The following is a 17,314-nucleotide window of genomic DNA, read 5'->3' as shown; positions in this document are numbered from 1 at the left end:
TGGGCTTGCGCGGGGGGAACAACGGGTGCGTGGCCCGTGCACAGATTCAACTCCGCACCGCATGGGTCCTGGAGAAGGTGAGGACTTGAGCATGAGATCCGACGTCAACCGGCGTGATCTGATCAAGCGGGCTGCAGCGGTGGGCCTGTTGGCCGCTCCCGCCGCGGGTCTGCTGAGTGCCTGTGCGTCCAGCGGCAGCGGCAACGACAAGGGCACCGAGAAGGGCGAGAAGTCCAAGGAGAACCCCTTCGGCGTGGCCAACGACGCCCCTCTGGACGTCGTGATCTTCAAGGGCGGCTACGGGGACGCGTACGCCATCGAGTTCGAGAAGATCTACAAGAAGAAGTTCTCCGGGTCGAAGGTCAGCCACCTGGGCACCCAGGAGATCACCGGCAAGCTCCAGCCCCGCTTCAACGCCGGCAACCCGCCGGACGTCGTCGACGACTCCGGCGCCCAGCAGATCAAGCTGGACGTGCTCTACAAGAGCGGCCAGCTCACCGACCTCACGCCGCTCCTCGACGCGCCCTACATCGACGACCCGAGCAAGAAGATCAGGGACGTCCTGCAGCCCGGCACCATCGAGACGGGCAGCTTCGACGACGGCAAGATGTACCAGCTGTCCTACATCTACACCGTCTGGGGCCTGTGGTACTCCGGCAAGCTCTTCAAGGAGAAGGGCTGGACCGCGCCGAAGACCTGGGCCGACTTCATGTCGCTGTGCGAGGAGATCAAGAAGTCCGGCATCGCGCCCTTCACCCACCAGGGCAAGTACCCGTACTACATCAACATCGTGGTCATGGACCTCATCGCCAAGCACGGCGGTCCGGACCTGGTGAAGCGGATCGACGACATGGACGCGACCGTCTGGGACGAGCCCGCCGCCAAGGCGGCCGTCGAGGCCGTCTACCAGATCGCCGACAAGGGCTACCTGCTCCCCGGCACCAACGGCATGACCCACATCGAGTCGCAGACCGCCTGGAACGAGGGCAAGGCCGCCTTCATCCCCTGTGGTTCGTGGCTGGAGAACGAGCAGCTGAAGGCCACCCCCTCGGACTTCGAGATGACCTTCCTGCCGATCCCCTCGCTGGACGGCGACAAGCTGCCCTTCGAGGCGATCCGGGCCGGCGCCGGTGAGCCCTTCATTGTCCCGAAGAAGGCCAAGAACCAGGCCGGCGGCCTGGAGTTCCTGCGGATCATGCTCACCAAGGAAGCCTCGAGCAAGTTCGCCCAGACGGCCAACTCGCTGACCGTGCTCAAGGACGGCGTCGGCTCCGACGTCCAGCTGCGCCCGGGCACCGCGTCCACCGTCACCGCGCTCACCGCGGCCGGGAGCAACGTCTTCAACTACAACTACATCAACACGCAGAGTGCCTTCGACACCGACGTGCAGAACGCCAGTGCCGAGCTGATGGCCAAGCGCATCAAGCCCGCCGACTGGCTCAAGCGGGTCAAGGCGGCGGCCGAGAAGGCCAAGAAGGGCTCTTAGTTCGCCCGGCCCTTGCGCACCGGGGCCCCGGTGCCCCCTGATGGTCCAGGGGGCGTTCGGGGCCCCGGTGCGACGGTCTACCCGATGGCAGGAGCAGCGCCATGCGTTACCGCAAGTACCCGTTCATCGCGGGATTCCTCGTCATTCCGGTCGTGCTCTACGTCGTCTTCGTGATCTGGCCGTACCTCCAGACGTTCGGGTATTCCCTGACGGACTGGTCCGGGCAGTCCCAGGAGATGCACTTCGTCGGCCTGGAGAATTACACCAAGCTCTTCGGGGACCATGTCTTCCTGCAGGCGCTCCAGCACAACGTGCTGCTGCTGGTCTTCCTGCCGGTGATCACGATCCTGCTGGCGCTCTTCTTCGCCTTCATGCTCAACGTGGGCGGCCGCGGCGGTACCACGGGCGTGCGCGGAGTGCGCGGATCCGCCTTCTACAAGGTGGTCTTCTTCTTCCCCCAGGTGCTTTCCGTCGCCATTCTCGTCGTGCTCTTCCAGGCGGTCTACCGCAGTGACGGAAGCGGCCTCCTGAACGGCATCCTCATCAAACTGCACCTTCAGGACCCGAGTACCCCGGTCGAATGGCTGAACAGCCCCAACCTGGTGATGTGGTGCCTGCTCGGCGTGCAGATCTGGGCCGGAGTCGGTTTCTACCTGGTGCTGTTCTCCGCGGCCATGCAGTCCGTTCCGAAGGACATCTACGAGGCCGCGCTGCTGGACGGCGCCGGCCGCCTGCAGACCTTCTTCAAGGTGACGCTCCCGCTGCTGTGGGACAGCGTGCAGACGGCCTGGGTGTACCTCGCCATCGCCGCGATGGACTTCTTCGTACTGGCCTCGGTCCTCACTCCGGGATCGAGTTTCGGCGGCGGCCCGGACTACCACGGTGAGGTCATGGCGACCTACCTGATGCGCAACTTCCTCACCTTCGGAAAGAGCGGCTACGCCTGTGCCATGGGCGTCGTCATCCTCTTCCTCACCCTGATCCTTTCCGCCATCGCGCTGCGGGTCTCCCGCCGCGATCGCATCGAGTACTGAGCGGGGAGCGCATCCCATGGCCACTCCCATCAAGCAGCCCACTCCGGTACCGGTCTTCAAGGGGCAGCCCACCACGATCGGCAGCAAGAAGACGGACCGGGAGCGTTTCGCCGACGGCGGCACGACGCTCAACGTCTTCTCGCACGGTTTCCTGATCCTGTGGGGCGTGATGATCCTCCTGCCGCTGGCATGGATCGTCCTCGGCTCCTTCAAGAACAATACGGAGATCGGCGCGAGCGCCTGGTCCTGGCCCTCGCACTGGTCCCTCGACGCATTCTCCCGGGCCTGGGAGAAGGGCATCGGCGAGTTCTTCGTGAACACGGTGATCGTGCTGGTGTTCTCGGTCCCGCTGACCATGCTGCTGGGGTCGATGACCGCGTACGTGCTGGCGCGCTACGAATTCCCCGGCAACCGGATCATCTTCTACCTGTTCGTCGGCGGCGCGATGTTCCCGGTGTACCTCGCCCTCGTGCCGTTGTTCTTCATGGTCAGCAACCTGGGCATGCTCAACACCTACCAGGGCCTGATCCTCGTCTACGTCGCCTACTCGCTGCCCTTCACCGTCTTCTTCATGCACTCCTTCTTCAGGACCCTGCCCACGGCGGTGCACGAAGCGGCGATGATCGACGGCTGTTCGCACTCCCGGGCCTTCTTCCAGGTGATGCTGCCGATGGCGAAGCCGGGCCTGATCAGCGTGGGCATCTTCAACGTGCTGGGCCAGTGGAACCAGTACATCCTGCCGATGACCCTCATGCAGCAGCAGTCCAGCAGCGACCCGGACCGCTCGATGCTGGCCCAGGGCCTGGTGAACCTGGCGCAGCAGCAGGGGTACTCCGGTGACTACCCGGCGCTCTTCGCGGGCATGACCATCGCGATGCTGCCGGTGCTCGTGGTCTACCTCTCCTTCCAGCGGCAGGTGCAGGCGGGTCTGACGGCCGGCACCCTGAAGTAACCGGAAAGTCACTCCACGTGGCCGCCGTCGGGTCGTCCGGGCGGCGGAGCGGAAGCGGTCCCGCCGTATGCGGGGCCGCTTCTGGATTTTTCGGGCATTAGGTCAGCGGTCTGGTTCTGCCCCTTGACGGGAAGCGAGCCTAAAGGCTTGCTTAGAGTTCACATGTTGTAGACGACGGGGTCTCATCGGCGTGGCTCCCGTCCGGTTCGGCAGGAGTGGAATGGTCGTGGAGACTCCGGGATCCCAGTCGTCGCTGCACCGGGCCAACCTCGAGCGGGTGGTCCGGGCCGTACGTCTGGCGGGTTCGCTGACGCAGGCGGAGATCGCCCGTACGACGGGGCTGTCCGCCGCGACGGTCTCCAACATCGTCCGCGAACTGCGGGACAACGGGACGGTACAGGTCACCCCCACCTCCTCGGGAGGGCGCCGGGCCCGCGCGGTGGCGCTGTCCGGTGACGCGGGCGTCGTCGTCGGCGTCGACTTCGGGCACTCCCACCTGCGGGTGGCGGTCGGCAACCTGGCCCACCAGGTGCTCGCGGAGCAGTCCGAGCCGATCGACGTGGACGCCTCGGCCTCCGAGGGCTTCGACCGGGCCGAGCAGCTCGTCGCGCGGCTGATCGAGTCCAGCGGCATCGGCGCCGACAAGGTGATCGGCGTCGGACTCGGCGTGCCGGGCCCGATCGACGTGGAGACCGGCGCGCTGGGGTCCACCGCCATCCTGCCGGGGTGGGGCGGCATCAACCCGCGCCAGGAACTCGCCGAGCGGCTGCGCACGCCGGTCCAGGTGGACAACGATGCCAACCTCGGCGCCCTCGGCGAACTGGTCTGGGGCGGCGGCCGGGGGGTGAAGGACCTGGCGTACATCAAGGTGGCCAGCGGCGTGGGCGCCGGGCTGGTGATCGACGGCCGCATCTACCGCGGCCCCGGCGGCACCGCGGGCGAGATCGGCCACATCACGCTGGACGAGTCCGGCCCGGTGTGCCGCTGCGGCAACCGCGGCTGCCTGGAGACCTTCACCGCCGCCCGCTACGTACTGGACCTGCTGCGCGGCAGCCACGGTCCCGACCTCACCCTGGCGCGCATGGTGCAGCTGGGCCGGGAGGGCGACCCGGGCTGCCGCCGGGTCATCGCGGACGTCGGCCGGCACATCGGCATGGGCGTAGCCAGCCTCGCCAACCTCTTGAACCCGAGCCGGGTGGTGCTCGGCGGCGATCTCGCCGAGGCCGGGGAGCTGGTCCTCGCGCCCCTCAGGGAGTCCGTGGCACGGTACGCGATCCCCAGTGCGGCGCGCCGCCTCTCCGTTGTCTCCGGGGGTCTTGGGGCCCGTGCCGAGGTGCTGGGCGCCCTGGCGCTGGCCCTCAGCGAGGTGGGGGATTCGACCCTTTTGGATGCTAATGTTCCTGCAGCGGTTGCTGTGTCGTAGAGATCACTCTGCGTTCATCTAGATAACGAAACGCACCGTTGCCATCTCGTTAAGTATTTACTTCTTGACGTCAAGGCTGTTGCCGAGTTGACTCACGCTCACCTCGGCCGCAGTCTTTTGCGGCCCTGTCAGGGAGGCAACCCCACATGAACGCAATGATGCGTCGCGTCGTGATCGGCACCGCGGCCGTCTCCATGGCCCTTTCCGTTGCTGCGTGCGGCAAGGCCGGCGACGACAAGGCGGACGGCGGCAGCAGCAGCACCGGCAGCAAGAGCAAGACCATCGGTCTGCTGCTTCCCGACAGCGTCACCGCGCGGTACGACAAGTTCGACAAGCCGCTGTTCGAGGCGAAGGTCAAGGAGCTGTGCGCCGACTGCGACGTACAGTACGCGAACGCCGCGGGCGACTCCGGCAAGCAGGCCCAGCAGGTCAGCACCATGATCACCAAGGGTGTCAAGGTGATCGTGATCAGCGCCCAGGACGCCGCTGCCATCAAGACCTCCGTCCAGTCGGCCGTCGACAAGGGCATCAAGGTCATCGCCTACGACCGCCTCGCCCAGGGCCCGGTCTCCGCGTACGTCTCCTTCGACAACGAGAAGGTCGGCGAGCTGCAGGGCCAGGCGCTCCTCGACTCGCTCGGCGACAAGGCCAAGCCGTCGGCGAACGTCGTCATGATCAACGGTGACGACGCCGACCCGAACGCCGCGATGTTCAAGGCGGGCGCCCACAAGGTGCTCGACGGCAAGGTCAAGATCGCCTACGAGCAGAGCGGTCTGTGGAAGGACACCGTCGCCAACCAGAAGGTGACGGCGGCCATCACCCAGATCGGCGCCAAGAAGATCGCGGGCGTCTACGCCGCCAACGACGGCATGGCCGGCGGCATCGCCACCGCCCTCAAGGGCGCCGGCATCAGCGGCATCCCGCTGACCGGTCAGGACGCCGAACTCGCGGGCATCCAGCGGATCATCGCGGGCACCCAGTCCAGCACGGTCTACAAGGCGTTCAAGCCCGAGGCCGACGCCGCCGCCCAGCTCGCGGTCAACCTGATCGAGGGCAAGGCCATCGACTCGCTGGCCACCACCTCGCTGACCAGCGGTTCCGGTGACAAGGTCCCGTCCCAGCTGCTGACCCCGGTCTCGGTGACCAAGGCCAACGTCAAGGACACGGTCGTCGCCGACAAGCTGTGGTCCGTCGAGGAGATCTGCACGGCCGAGTTCGCCAAGGCCTGCAAGGCCGCCGGCCTCCAGTAACACGGCAGGCCCTCCTCCCGGAGGCCGCCACGCGAACCTGTCCGGTACCCGCCCCGTCCAACAGACCCCGCTGACGGGGCGGGTGCCGGACAGACAGTCCGCTTCGTTCATGTAAAGCTGTGCAGTTTGCACAAAACTCCGCGCCCCTCCAAGCGCGGCATCCCCGCCGGTCAGGCGGCGAAGGAGATGGTTCACGTGTCCGCTACGCCCGTGCTGGCGTTGCGCGGAGTCTCCAAGCGATTCGGTGCGGTCCAGGCACTCACCGATGTCGACCTGGAGATCCACGCCGGTGAGGTCGTCGCGCTCGTCGGCGACAACGGCGCAGGTAAGTCGACCCTGGTCAAGACGATCGCCGGTGTCCACCCCATCGATGAAGGCGTCATCGAGTGGGAGGGTCAGGCGGTCAGCATCAACAAGCCGCACGATGCCCAGGGCTTCGGAATCGCGACGGTCTACCAGGACCTGGCGCTCTGCGACAACCTCGACGTCGTCGCCAACCTCTACCTCGGCAGCGAGATCAAGCACGCCGGTGTGATCGACGAGGTCGCCATGGAGGCGCGGTCCAGGGAGCTGCTGAGCACCCTGTCGATCCGCATCCCCAGCGTGCGCATCCCGATCGCCAGCCTGTCGGGTGGTCAGCGGCAGGTCGTCGCCATCGCGCGCGCCCTGATCGGCGACCCCAAGCTGGTCATCCTCGACGAGCCGACCGCCGCCCTCGGTGTGGAGCAGACGGCCCAGGTGCTCGACCTGGTGGAGCGGCTGCGTCAGCGCGGCCTCGCCGTCATCCTCATCAGCCACAACATGGTGGACGTCAAGGCCGTCGCCGACAAGGTGGCGGTACTGCGGCTCGGTCGCAACAACGGTGTGTTCGACGTCAAGAGCACGTCCCAGGAAGAAATCATCTCCGCGATCACGGGCGCCACGGACAACGCCGTGACCCGCCGTCAGGCGCGGCGCACGGAGGATGCAAAGTGAGCGACACGTCGAAGACCGTAAAGAAGGACGCGGTGGCAGCGGTCGAGGACGCGTCCTCTGCGGCCGTGCCCGTGGTCGACCCGCGCCTGCTCGTCCGTGAGGAGGGCTTCAAGGGCTACCTCACCGAGTTCAAGCGCAAGGTTCGCGGTGGTGAGCTCGGCTCGCTGCCGGTCATCATCGGCCTGATCATCATCTGGACCATCTTCCAGACCCAGTCCAGCAACTTCCTGACCGCCGGCAACCTGGCCAACATCGGCTTCTTCCTTTCCGCCACGGGCATGCTCGCCATCGGTCTGGTCTTCGTGCTGCTGCTCGGCGAGATCGACCTGTCGGTCGGCTCGGTCAGCGGTCTGGCCTCGGCCGTCTTCGCCATCTTCGTCACGAACCACGGGATGAACCCGTGGCTCGCCGTGATCCTGTCCATCCTCACCGGCATCGTCATCGGCGCCCTGCACGGCTGGTTCTTCGCGAAGATCGGCGTCCCCGCGTTCGTCGTCACCCTGGCCGGCTTCCTCGGCTGGAACGGCCTCATGCTCCAGCTGCTCGGCGACAGCGGAAGCCTCTCGATCCCGGACGACGGCCCCCTGCACGTCCTGGGCCAGCGGTCCTTCTTCCTGGACCAGGACATCTCCGGCGCCTACCTGCTGGCCGGGCTCGGCACCGTCGCCATGCTGGCGGGCTCCCTGATCGACCAGCGCCGCCGCCGCGCGGCCGCCGTGCCGTTCCGGCCCACCAGCGAGATCGCTTTCCGCGTGGGCGCCCTGGCGATCGTCTCCTTCGTCGCCGCGTACGTCCTGAACCAGGCGAGCGGTGTGCCCAACGCGCTGGTCATCTTCCTGGCGGCCCTGGTCATCACGGACTTCGTGCTCCGGCGTACCTCGTACGGCCGCAAGGTGTTCGCGGTCGGCGGTGGCATCGAGGCCGCCCGCCGGGCCGGCATCAACGTCGCCTTCGTCCGCATCTCGGTGTTCGCCATCTCCGGCGGCTTCGCGGCGCTCGGCGGTCTGTTCTTCGCCGCACAGACCTACACCGCGACCCTGGGCGCCGGCGGCGGCAACACGCTGATGCTGGCCATCGCGGCAGCGGTCATCGGCGGCACCAGCCTCTTCGGCGGCCGCGGAAACGTTTGGTCCGCCCTGCTCGGCATGCTGGTCATCCAGTCCATCCAGACCGGCCTGGACCTGCTCAACATGAACACCGCGCTGCAGTACATGATCACCGCCGCGGTGCTCCTCGCCGCCGTGGTCATCGACTCGGTGTCCCGCAAGAGCCAGAAGGCCGCCGGCCGCGGCTGAGGGTTCGCACCGCACACCAGTGGCGTGACGTGCCCGGCGCAGGGAAGATCATCCCAGCGCCGGGCACAGGTGTGTGCGGAGCTGAAAACGCGAACACATACACTCGGGTAACCGGCAAGCGACAACAAGGAGGCACGGGTGGCGCTGCTGACCCGTATCAAGGGACCGCGCGACCTCGACCGGCTCAGCCCGGAGCAGCTGGTCGAGCTGGCAGGCGAGATCCGTACCTTCCTGGTCGACGAGGTCTCCAAGACGGGCGGGCACCTGGGGCCGAACCTCGGTGTCGTCGAGCTGACCATCGCCCTCCACCGCGTCTTCGACTCGCCGAAGGACAAGGTGCTGTGGGACACCGGGCACCAGTCCTACGTCCACAAGCTGCTCACCGGACGTCAGGACTTCTCCAAGCTCAAGGGCAAGGGCGGCCTGTCCGGCTACCCCTCGCGCGCCGAGTCCGAGCACGACGTCATCGAGAACAGCCACGCCTCCACGGTGCTCGGCTGGGCCGACGGCCTGGCCAAAGCCAACGAGCAGCTCGGCAAGCGCGACCACACCGTCGCCGTCATCGGTGACGGCGCCCTGACCGGTGGCATGGCCTGGGAGGCGCTGAACAACATCGCCGCCGCCAAGGACCGCCCGCTGGTCATCGTCGTCAACGACAACGAGCGCTCCTACGCGCCCACCATCGGCGGCCTCGCCAACCACCTCGCCACGCTGCGCACCACCGACGGCTACGAGCGCTTCCTCACCCGCACCAAGGAGCTGCTGGAGCGCACCCCCGTCATCGGCCAGCCGCTGTACGAGACCCTGCACGGCGCCAAGAAGGGCTTCAAGGACTTCATCGCCCCGCAGGGCATGTTCGAGGACCTGGGCCTGAAGTACGTCGGCCCGATCGACGGCCACGACCTCGCCGCCCTGGAGTCCGCGCTGCAGCGCGCCAAGCGCTTCGGCGGCCCGGTCATCGTCCACTGCCTGACGGAGAAGGGCCGCGGCTACACCCCCGCCCTGCAGGACGAGGCCGACCGCTTCCACGCCGTCGGCAAGATCCACCCCGACACCGGGCTGCCCATCGCCGCCTCGGGCGCGGACTGGACGTCGGTCTTCGCCGAGGAGATGGTCAAGCTCGGCAAGGAGCGCAAGGACATCGTCGCCATCACCGCGGCGATGCTGCAGCCCGTCGGCCTGGACAAGTTCGCCAAGGCCTTCCCCGAGCGCGTCTACGACGTCGGCATCGCCGAGCAGCACGCCGCCGTGTCCGCGGCGGGCCTGGCGACCGGCGGCCTGCACCCCGTGGTCGCCGTCTACGCGACCTTCCTCAACCGCGCCTTCGACCAGGTCCTGATGGACGTCGCGCTCCACAAGTGCGGTGTGACCTTCGTCCTGGACCGCGCCGGCATCACCGGCACCGACGGCGCCTCGCACAACGGCATGTGGGACATGTCGATCCTCCAGGTCGTCCCCGGCCTGCGGATCGCCGCCCCGCGCGACGCCGACCAGGTGCGTGCCCAGCTCCGCGAGGCCGTGGCGGTCGAGGACGCCCCGACCGTGGTCCGCTACTCCAAGGGCGCGGTCGGCCCGGCGGTGAAGGCCGTCGGCACGGTCGGCGGCATGGACGTGCTGCGCGCGGCCCAGCCCCAGGGCGACGGCGCCAAGCCGGACGTCCTGCTGGTCTCCGTCGGCGCGCTCGCCCCGATGTGCCTGGAGATCGCCGGCCTGCTCGACGCCCAAGGCATCACCACCACCGTCGTCGACCCGCGCTGGGTCAAGCCCGTCGACGCGGCCCTGCCCGGTCTCGCGGCCGGCCACCGGGTCGTCGTCACCGTCGAGGACAACGGGCGCGTCGGGGGCGTCGGCTCCGCCGTCGCCCAGGCGCTGCGCGACGCGAACGTGGACGTGCCGCTGCGCGACTTCGGCATCCCGCAGGAGTTCCTCGACCACGCCGGCCGCAAGGAGGTCATGGCCGCGATCGGCCTGACCGCCCCGGACATCGCGCGCCAGGTGACCGGCCTCGTCAGCCGGCTCGAGGGCCGCTACGCCGACGAGCCCACGCCCCAGGTCGCGAGCGACTGACGACCGCTCCCCCTCCTCGGCACCATCGGGCCGGGCGACACCCGGGCGGGTGATCGCCCGGCCCTTCTGCCGATGTGTAGGCGCGCCAGATCCGGTCACAAGCATCTGCGGGTGCTGTGATGCAGGGACAACTGTGGAGGTGCGCCGGTGGACGTGGGCGGTAACGCTGCGAAGGGTCGGAGCGGGTTCTTCCGTACCAAATCGGTCGAGGATTCCCTGAGGGACACCCAGGAGCCGGAGCACGCGCTCAAGAAGTCGTTGTCCGCCCTCGACCTGACGGTCTTCGGCGTCGGCGTCATCATCGGCACCGGCATCTTCGTCCTCACGGGCAAGGTGGCGAAGGAGAACGCGGGCCCGGCGGTCGCCCTGTCCTTCGTCGCCGCCGGCGTCGTCTGCGCGCTCGCCGCCCTGTGCTACGCGGAGTTCGCCTCCACCGTCCCGGTGGCCGGGTCCGCCTACACCTTCTCCTTCGCCACCCTCGGCGAACTGCCCGCCTGGATCATCGGCTGGGACCTCGTGCTGGAACTGGCGCTGGGCTGCGCCGTGGTCGCGGTCGGCTGGTCCGGGTACCTGCGCTCGATCATGGACAACTGGGGCTGGCACCTGCCGTCCGTGCTGTCCGGCGGCGAGCAGAGCGGCTTCCACTTCGACCTGCTGGCCTTCCTGCTGGTGGCCGTGCTCACCGCCGTCCTGGTCGCCGGGATGAAGCTCTCGGCCCGGGTCACCGCCGTGGTCGTCGCCATCAAGCTGGCCGTGGTCCTGATCGTCATCGTCGTCGGCGCGTTCTTCATCAAGGGCCACAACTACACGCCGTTCGTCCCGTCCGCCGTGCGGTCCGAGGGCGCGGAAGCCGGTGTCAAGGCCCCGCTCATCCAGCTGATCTCGGGTTTCGAACCGTCCCAGTTCGGCGTCATGGGGATCTTCACCGCGGCGGCCGTGGTCTTCTTCGCCTACATCGGCTTCGACATCGTAGCCACCGCGGCCGAGGAGACCAGGAATCCACAGCGGGACGTGCCGCGCGGCATCCTCGGCTCGCTGATCATCTGCACGGTGCTGTACGTCGCCGTGTCCATCGTCGTCACGGGTATGCAGCACTACAGTCAGCTGTCGGTGGACGCACCGCTGGCCGACGCCTTCAAGTCGGTGGGCCACCCCTTCTGGGCCGGACTGATCGCCTTCGGCGCCGTGGTGGGCCTGACGACGGTCTGCATGATCCTGCTGCTCGGGCAGAGCCGGGTCTTCTTCGCGATGAGCCGCGACGGGCTGCTGCCGCGCTTCTTCTCCCGGGTGCACCCCACGCGGGGCACGCCCTACCGCTCGACGATCCTGCTCGGCGGCATCGTCGCGATCGTCGCGGGCTTCACCACCATCGAGGAACTGGCCGAGCTGGTGAACATCGGCACCCTCTTCGCCTTCGTCGTCGTCGCCGTCGGCGTCGTGGTGCTGCGCCGTACCCGTCCCGACCTGCCGCGCGCCTTCCGCACCCCGTTCGTGCCGTGGCTGCCCGCGGTGTCGGTGCTCGCCACCCTGTGGCTGATGCTCAACCTGCCGGCCGAGACCTGGCTGCGGTTCGCCGTCTGGATGGCCATCGGCTGCGTCGTCTACTTCCTCTACGGCTACCGGAACAGCCGGGTGCGCAAGCCGGGCCGCCAGGGGTGAGCTGACGCGGCGGGAGGGCGCCCGGTACGTTGGGCGCGTGCCGACCCGTCCCGAGACCGCCCGCGCCGCCGCGCCTCCGGGACGAGGGACGGGCGCGGCCGCGTCCCGGGCGCCCTCGCCGCCCCGCCGGTTCTCGTGGCCCGTGCTGCTCCCGCTGCTGGCGCTCGTGGCGGCCCTGGTCCATCTGCCCTCCTTCGTACGCCCGGTCTGGAACCCCGACGAGGGGTTCCTCGCGACGCAGGCGCGTGTGCTCGCCTCCGGCGGCGTCCTCTACGACACCGTCGTGGACCGCAAACCCCCGTTCCTGCCGTGGCTGTACCAGGGCGCGTTCGCGCTCTTCGGCGACGGATCGCTGTGGCCCCTGCGGGTGGCGGCGGTCGTCGCCCACGTGGCGACCGCGGCGCTGCTCGTCGCCCTCGCGCGGCGCCGGTGGGGGGACCGGTGGGGCGCGGCCGCCGGGTTCGGCTACCTGCTGTTGTCGGTGGGCCTGGCGCCCGAGGACACCCAGGCCGCCACCTTCGAGGTCTTCGCCCTCCCGTGGACGGTGGCCGCCGTGCTCTGCGCCGACCGCCGGCGCTGGGGCGCGGCCGGGGTGGCCGTGGCGGGGGCGGCGCTGACCAAGCAGACCGGCGCGGTGGTGCTCCTCCCGGTGGTCTGGATGCTGTGGCGGGCCGGACGGGAGAGCAGGGCCGCGCCCGCGGGCGCGTGGGTCCGGCTGGCGGCGGGGTGCGCGCTGCCCGTCGCGGCCGTGGCCCTGGCGACCGGTGCGGGGCGCTTCGTCTTCTGGACCGTCACCGGGTCCGGCACCTACATGTCGCCCGAGGGCGCCTGGCTGCTCGCCGCCGGACGGGGGCTCGGCAACGCCGCGATCCTCGCGGCGGCCGGAGCGGGGCTCGTACTGCCGGCCGTCCGGCTCGCCGCGCGCCGGCGGGCCGGCGCCGGGGCCGAGCTGTGGATCTGGCTCGGCGCGTCCGCCGTCGCCGTCGTGGCGGGCTTCCAGTTCTACGGCCACTACTACCTGCAACTGCTGCCCCCGCTCGCGCTCGTCGGGGTGGCCGCGCTGCGCCGGCTGCCCGCCCACAGGCCCGCCCTGAGGGCCGCCGCCATCTGGACGGTGCTGGCCGCGACCGTCTTCACCGGCTGGGGCTTCGCGGCCCCGCGCGCCGAACTCGACCACGCCCGGGCCGTCGCCGCCGCGATCCGCGCCCGCACCGACGCGGACGGGACCGTCCTGGTCTGGGGCATGCACCCGGAGCAGTACTGGCTCTCCGGACGCGCACCGGCAGGCCGCTTCCTCACCGCGGGATTCCTCACCAACTTCAGCGGCGGCCGCGGCGGGGCCCGGGTCGGCGAGCGGTACGCCGTGCCGGGCGCCTGGACGGACTTCCGCCGCGAGTTCGCCGCCGCGCCCCCCGACGTCGTGGTCGACGACTCCCGGGGCGCCCCCTACGGCGCGGCGCACGTCCCCGGCCTGCGCCGCCTGCTCGACCGGGGCGGCTACGAGCGCGCCGGCACCGCCGACGGCGCGGTGCTGTACGTCCGGCCGTCGCGCGGGTAGTCAGGCGCGCACCGCCCGCGGGCCGGCGACGGCCGCGCCATGGGCGGTCACCCGGCGGCGCAGCTCGCGGTCGGCCGTCACGACCAGGCACGGCCGCTCCGGCGCCCGCGCCGCGACGAGTTCGGCGACGAGGTCGTCCCCGCTGCCCGGCGCCGCCTCGACCCGTACCCCCGGCACGGGCGCCACGCCCCGGGCCGCGCCCTCCACGACGAGCACGATGTCGAGCGGCGCCCGCCGGGCCCACTCGGGCACGTCCGCCCGCTCGGGCAGCCCGGTCCGCGCCAGCCCGGCGAGGGCGTCCCGTACACGCTCCGTCGCCCCGTGCCGGTCCCGCCACCATCCGTCGGGCACGGACCCCACGGTGTTGGCGGCGTCGACCACGACCAGGGGTGCTGTCCCACCGTTCACCGGCCCACCCTCCCACGACCGGCCCGGCGCCGGGGCGTGCACGTCGGTGCGGAGGCCGTCCGGGCCCGGCGTCCCTCGCGTGAGGCCCCACCCCCCAGGGGGCGTGGTCGTACGCGGTGGTAGAAAGTCCCGGTGAAGCAGACGAAGTCCAAGCGCTGGCGGTCCTATGCCGGGACGGTGATCGTCCTGGGTGTGGTGTTCGGGGGTTCTGCCGTCCTCGGGGCGCATGTGCGCAGTGAGAAGCAGCACGAGGTCAAGGTGCCGGCCGGTGCCTCGGGCGAGGAGCAGTTGGCGGTGCCGGTCCGGCCGGCGAAGCTGCCGGTGACGCTGACCGTGTACGAGGACCTGCGCAGCCCGGAGTCGAAGGCCTTCGCCGCCGAGTACGCGGACACCCTCGCGAAGCTGGTCGCCACCGGTCAGGTGGGGATCGACTACCGCCTGGTGACGCCGACCGACGCCGCGGACGGCGGCAGCGGCTCCCTGGCGGCGGCCAACGCGGCCGCGTGCGCGCAGGACGTGGGCCGGTTCAGGGAGTTCGTCGCGCAGGTCTGGGACGCCCAGCCCGCCGACGCCCAGGACGATCCGTTCACCAGCGACGTGTTCCTGAAGAGCCTGGCGAAGAAGGCCGGCGACGTGGACGAGACGCACTTCGTCCCGTGCGTCCAGGGCGGCGACCACGACGGCTGGGTGCGACGCTCCCAGGAGGAGTTCGCCGCGGCCGGGTTCACCTCCGCTCCGGTCGTGCAGGTGAACGGCGAGACCGTCACCGACCCCGCGGGCGGCGCGTCCGGGCTGACCCCCGCCAAGCTGACGCAGCTGGTCGACAAGGCCGTCGCCGAGGTCGTGGACGGCACCACCGCGAACGGCTGACCACACCGTCCACGCTGCCATTCCGTCAGATTTGTGTGGAAATCGGGTAATAAGGGCATGTGGCACTCGATCCCGAGGAGTGGTGGTGCACATGTCCACACCGGTGTTCGACGAGGTCGGGCCGCTGCCGGGCTGCGTCTGTGAGGACTGCGCACGGCGGCGGCTGATCCGGGCGGCGACCCGCGTCACCCCGCCGTGCGCGCCACCGGCGGCCGCCTCCACCGCGCTGGTCGTGCTGGCCACGACCGGCGCGGCCGTCATGGCGCCCGCCGCCGTGGCGGCTCCCGCGGAGGACGCCGGCCAGGCGATGTCCGCCGGCCGGACCGAGCAGGCGCAGCCGGACCTGATCGGCGCCGCGGTCCCGCTCCGCCTGAGCCGCGACCAGATCCTGGAACGGGCCAGGCGCTGGATCGACGCCAAGGTCCCGTACGACATGCGCCGCCGCTGGCGGGACGGCTACCGGCAGGACTGCTCCGGATTCGTCTCCATGGCCTGGGGCCTGGGCACCAGCCAGTGGACGGGCACGCTGCCCCGCTTCGCCGAGCGGATCGGCCGCGACGAGCTCGAACCGGGCGACATCCTGCTCTTCCACAACCCCCGCGACCCGGTCGACGGCTCCCACGTCACGATCTTCGGGGGCTGGGCGAACGCCGCGCACACCCGCTACACGGCCTACGAGGAGACCCGGCCGCGCGCCCGGGTGCGCACGACGCCGTACGCCTACTGGGACCACTCCAAGCGCTACGTCCCCTACCGCTACAAGTACCTGCGGGGCGAGGGCTTCGACGACCTCTACGACGACCTGTACGAGGACCTCGACGGAGATCTCGACCTCGGCGACCTGGCCTCCCTCGCCTATCCGGGCAGCCGGTCCTTCGGCCCCGGCGCCGCCAACGGCTACATCACCCGGCTCGGCACGATGCTGCGGCAGCGCGGAGCGGGCGAGTACTACCACGACGGGCCGGGGCCCCACTGGAGCGACGCCGACCGCCTCGCCACCCGCGCGTTCCAGCGCGCGCAGGGCTGGAAGGGTGATCAGGCCGACGGTTTCCCCGGCCCCCTGACGTGGCGTTACCTGACCCAGGGAGCGGGGTCCGACGTCGGTGGCGCCGGCCGCCCGGCGGCACCGGCGTCGGCTTCGGCGCCGCCGGCCTACCCGGGCATCGGTGGCTTCCGGCCCGGCCAGTCGGGCCCGCACGTGCTCGCGCTGGGACGGAGGCTGGCCGCCAAGGGCTTCGGCCGGTTCTACGCGAAGGGGCCGGGCCCCCGCTGGGGCGAGGCCGACCGGCGCGCGGTGGAGGCCTTCCAGCGGTCCCAGGGCTGGTCCGGCAGCCGGGCGGACGGCTACCCGGGCCCCGAGACGTGGAAGCGGCTCTTCTCATGACGTTCACCGTGCAGGGGAGCCCGGCCGAACTCCCCGTCCCCGCCCGGGCGCCCGCCGCGTACGGCGCCCCCGGACCGGCCGCCGCGGCGCCGCCGCCCGAGATCGCCGAGCGTCCGGGACGCTGCCTGCCCGGCGGCGTCGCCGTGCTCACGGCCCTGGCGGCCGCCGGCGGCACGGCCGCGCTCCTGCTGGGTCCGGCCGGGTCCTCGCCCGTCGTCCGCGGCAGCGCCGTGGCCGTCCTCGCGGCGCTCACGGCCCTGACGGCGCTCGGTCTGGCCCGGGGCCGTCCCGGCTCCGTCTGGATGCTCTCCCGGCACGGCGCCTACCGCGGCACCGTCCGCCGCACCGGACTGCTGTGGATCAGCCCGCTGCTCGTCCGCCGCCGTGTCGACACCAGCCTGCGCCACTGGCGCAGCAGCCCCATCGAGGCCACCGACGCCTGCGGCACCCCGCTGCAGGCGACGGTCCTGGTGGTGTGGCGGGTCCGGGACACCGCGCGGGCCGCCTTCACCGTCCACGACCACGTCCGCTACCTGCGTGAACAGGTCGAGGCCGCGGTCACCCGCTGTGTGTCCCGGCTGCCCGCCGACGACTTCCGCGGCCCCGGTCCCACGCTCCGCGACACCGACCGCCTCGCGGACGACCTCACCCGGATCCTCGTCGAGGACCTGCGGCCGGTCGGTGTCGAGGTGTTCTCCGCCCAGCCCGTCCGCGTCGACTACGCGCCCGCCGTGGCCGCCGCCATGCGCCGCGCCCAGGTGGCGGCGCTCGACGCCCGCCACCGCCGGGCAGCCCTGGACGAGGCCCTCACCGCCGTCGGCGAGACCGTGCGCGGCCTGCTCGACCGCGGACTGGTCGACCTCGACGACTACGAACGCAAGGCCCTGGTGCGGGACCTGACGGTCGCCTACTGCACCGCCCGTCCCGCGGAGGGCGCCGCTCCCCCCGTCTGA

14 protein-coding genes are annotated in these 17,314 nt (G+C 70.5%); 13 read left to right on the top strand and 1 reads right to left on the bottom strand.

All coding sequences use genetic code 11. The features are described 5' to 3' along the window. Positions 1-91: 91 nt before the first annotated feature. The 10 genes from ngcE to OIE69_RS11995 all read left to right on the top strand — a co-directional run bounded on the left by ngcE (position 92) and on the right by OIE69_RS11995 (position 13,699). The gene (ngcE, locus tag OIE69_RS12040; protein WP_326581098.1) at positions 92-1,486 is read left to right on the top strand and encodes an N-acetylglucosamine/diacetylchitobiose ABC transporter substrate-binding protein; all 1,395 of its coding nucleotides are present in this window, start codon (positions 92-94) and stop codon (positions 1,484-1,486) included. 101 nt (positions 1,487-1,587) lie between these two features. Then, the gene (locus tag OIE69_RS12035; RefSeq protein ID WP_326571972.1) at positions 1,588-2,520 is read left to right on the top strand and encodes a carbohydrate ABC transporter permease; all 933 of its coding nucleotides are present in this window, start codon (positions 1,588-1,590) and stop codon (positions 2,518-2,520) included. Between the two features lie 16 nt (positions 2,521-2,536). After that, positions 2,537-3,472, top strand: a complete 936-nt coding sequence (locus OIE69_RS12030; protein WP_326571971.1) for a carbohydrate ABC transporter permease — start codon at positions 2,537-2,539, stop codon at positions 3,470-3,472. Between the two features lie 226 nt (positions 3,473-3,698). Further along, positions 3,699-4,895 carry an ROK family transcriptional regulator gene (locus OIE69_RS12025; protein WP_326571970.1) on the top strand — a complete coding sequence of 399 codons (1,197 nt, stop codon included), beginning with the start codon at positions 3,699-3,701 and terminating at the stop codon, positions 4,893-4,895. Positions 4,896-5,041: 146 nt separating this feature from the next. Continuing rightward, positions 5,042-6,145 carry a sugar ABC transporter substrate-binding protein gene (locus OIE69_RS12020; RefSeq protein WP_326571969.1) on the top strand — a complete coding sequence of 368 codons (1,104 nt, stop codon included), beginning with the start codon at positions 5,042-5,044 and terminating at the stop codon, positions 6,143-6,145. A gap of 186 nt (positions 6,146-6,331) precedes the next feature. Beyond that, entirely contained in the window at positions 6,332-7,120 is a 789-nt protein-coding gene (locus OIE69_RS12015; RefSeq protein WP_326571968.1) for an ATP-binding cassette domain-containing protein, read from the top strand. Then, complete coding sequence (locus OIE69_RS12010; RefSeq protein ID WP_326571967.1) at positions 7,117-8,415, top strand: sugar ABC transporter permease; 1,299 nt, start codon at positions 7,117-7,119, stop codon at positions 8,413-8,415. The genes OIE69_RS12015 and OIE69_RS12010 overlap by 4 nt, the downstream gene beginning before the upstream one ends. Positions 8,416-8,553: 138 nt before the next feature. Further along, entirely contained in the window at positions 8,554-10,482 is a 1,929-nt protein-coding gene (gene dxs / locus OIE69_RS12005; RefSeq protein ID WP_326571966.1) for a 1-deoxy-D-xylulose-5-phosphate synthase, read from the top strand. Positions 10,483-10,629: 147 nt separating this feature from the next. Then, on the top strand, positions 10,630-12,141 hold the full coding sequence (locus OIE69_RS12000) for an amino acid permease (protein WP_326571965.1): 1,512 nt from the start codon (positions 10,630-10,632) through the stop codon (positions 12,139-12,141). 37 nt (positions 12,142-12,178) lie between these two features. After that, complete coding sequence (locus OIE69_RS11995) at positions 12,179-13,699, top strand: glycosyltransferase family 39 protein (protein WP_326571964.1); 1,521 nt, start codon at positions 12,179-12,181, stop codon at positions 13,697-13,699. Here the strand turns inward: OIE69_RS11995 and OIE69_RS11990 are convergent, their stop codons facing one another. Then, positions 13,700-14,107 (bottom strand): NTP pyrophosphohydrolase, encoded by a 408-nt coding sequence (locus OIE69_RS11990; RefSeq protein WP_326571963.1) that lies wholly within the window; start codon positions 14,105-14,107, stop codon positions 13,700-13,702. A gap of 132 nt (positions 14,108-14,239) precedes the next feature. Between OIE69_RS11990 and OIE69_RS11985 the strand changes: the two genes are divergently transcribed. From OIE69_RS11985 to OIE69_RS11975, 3 genes are all read left to right on the top strand, one after another. Beyond that, on the top strand, positions 14,240-14,977 hold the full coding sequence (locus OIE69_RS11985; protein ID WP_326571962.1) for a DsbA family protein: 738 nt from the start codon (positions 14,240-14,242) through the stop codon (positions 14,975-14,977). A gap of 91 nt (positions 14,978-15,068) precedes the next feature. Beyond that, positions 15,069-16,361, top strand: a complete 1,293-nt coding sequence (locus OIE69_RS11980; RefSeq protein WP_326571961.1) for a peptidoglycan-binding protein — start codon at positions 15,069-15,071, stop codon at positions 16,359-16,361. Next, positions 16,358-17,314: an SPFH domain-containing protein gene (locus OIE69_RS11975; RefSeq protein WP_326571960.1), complete on the top strand. Its 957-nt coding sequence runs from the start codon at positions 16,358-16,360 to the stop codon at positions 17,312-17,314. The genes OIE69_RS11980 and OIE69_RS11975 overlap by 4 nt, the downstream gene beginning before the upstream one ends.

Source organism: Actinacidiphila glaucinigra, assembly GCF_035918135.1.
GTDB classification, from domain to species: Bacteria; Actinomycetota; Actinomycetes; order Streptomycetales; family Streptomycetaceae; genus Actinacidiphila; species Actinacidiphila glaucinigra.
The sequence above is the reverse complement of the archived record's forward strand: the minus strand, read 5'-3'. Positions and strand labels throughout refer to the sequence as shown.

Bases quoted from the DNA above. Each gene is read 5' to 3' on its own strand.
- OIE69_RS12030 (WP_326571971.1), top strand. From the start codon at position 2,537: ATGGCCACTCCCATCAAGCAGCCCACTCCGGTACCGGTCTTCAAGGGG.
- OIE69_RS12035 (WP_326571972.1), top strand. From the start codon at position 1,588: ATGCGTTACCGCAAGTACCCGTTCATCGCGGGATTCCTCGTCATTCCG.
- ngcE (WP_326581098.1), top strand. From the start codon at position 92: ATGAGATCCGACGTCAACCGGCGTGATCTGATCAAGCGGGCTGCAGCG.
- OIE69_RS11975 (WP_326571960.1), top strand. From the start codon at position 16,358: ATGACGTTCACCGTGCAGGGGAGCCCGGCCGAACTCCCCGTCCCCGCC.
- OIE69_RS12020 (WP_326571969.1), top strand. From the start codon at position 5,042: ATGAACGCAATGATGCGTCGCGTCGTGATCGGCACCGCGGCCGTCTCC.
- OIE69_RS12015 (WP_326571968.1), top strand. From the start codon at position 6,332: ATGGTTCACGTGTCCGCTACGCCCGTGCTGGCGTTGCGCGGAGTCTCC.
- OIE69_RS11980 (WP_326571961.1), top strand. From the start codon at position 15,069: ATGTCCACACCGGTGTTCGACGAGGTCGGGCCGCTGCCGGGCTGCGTC.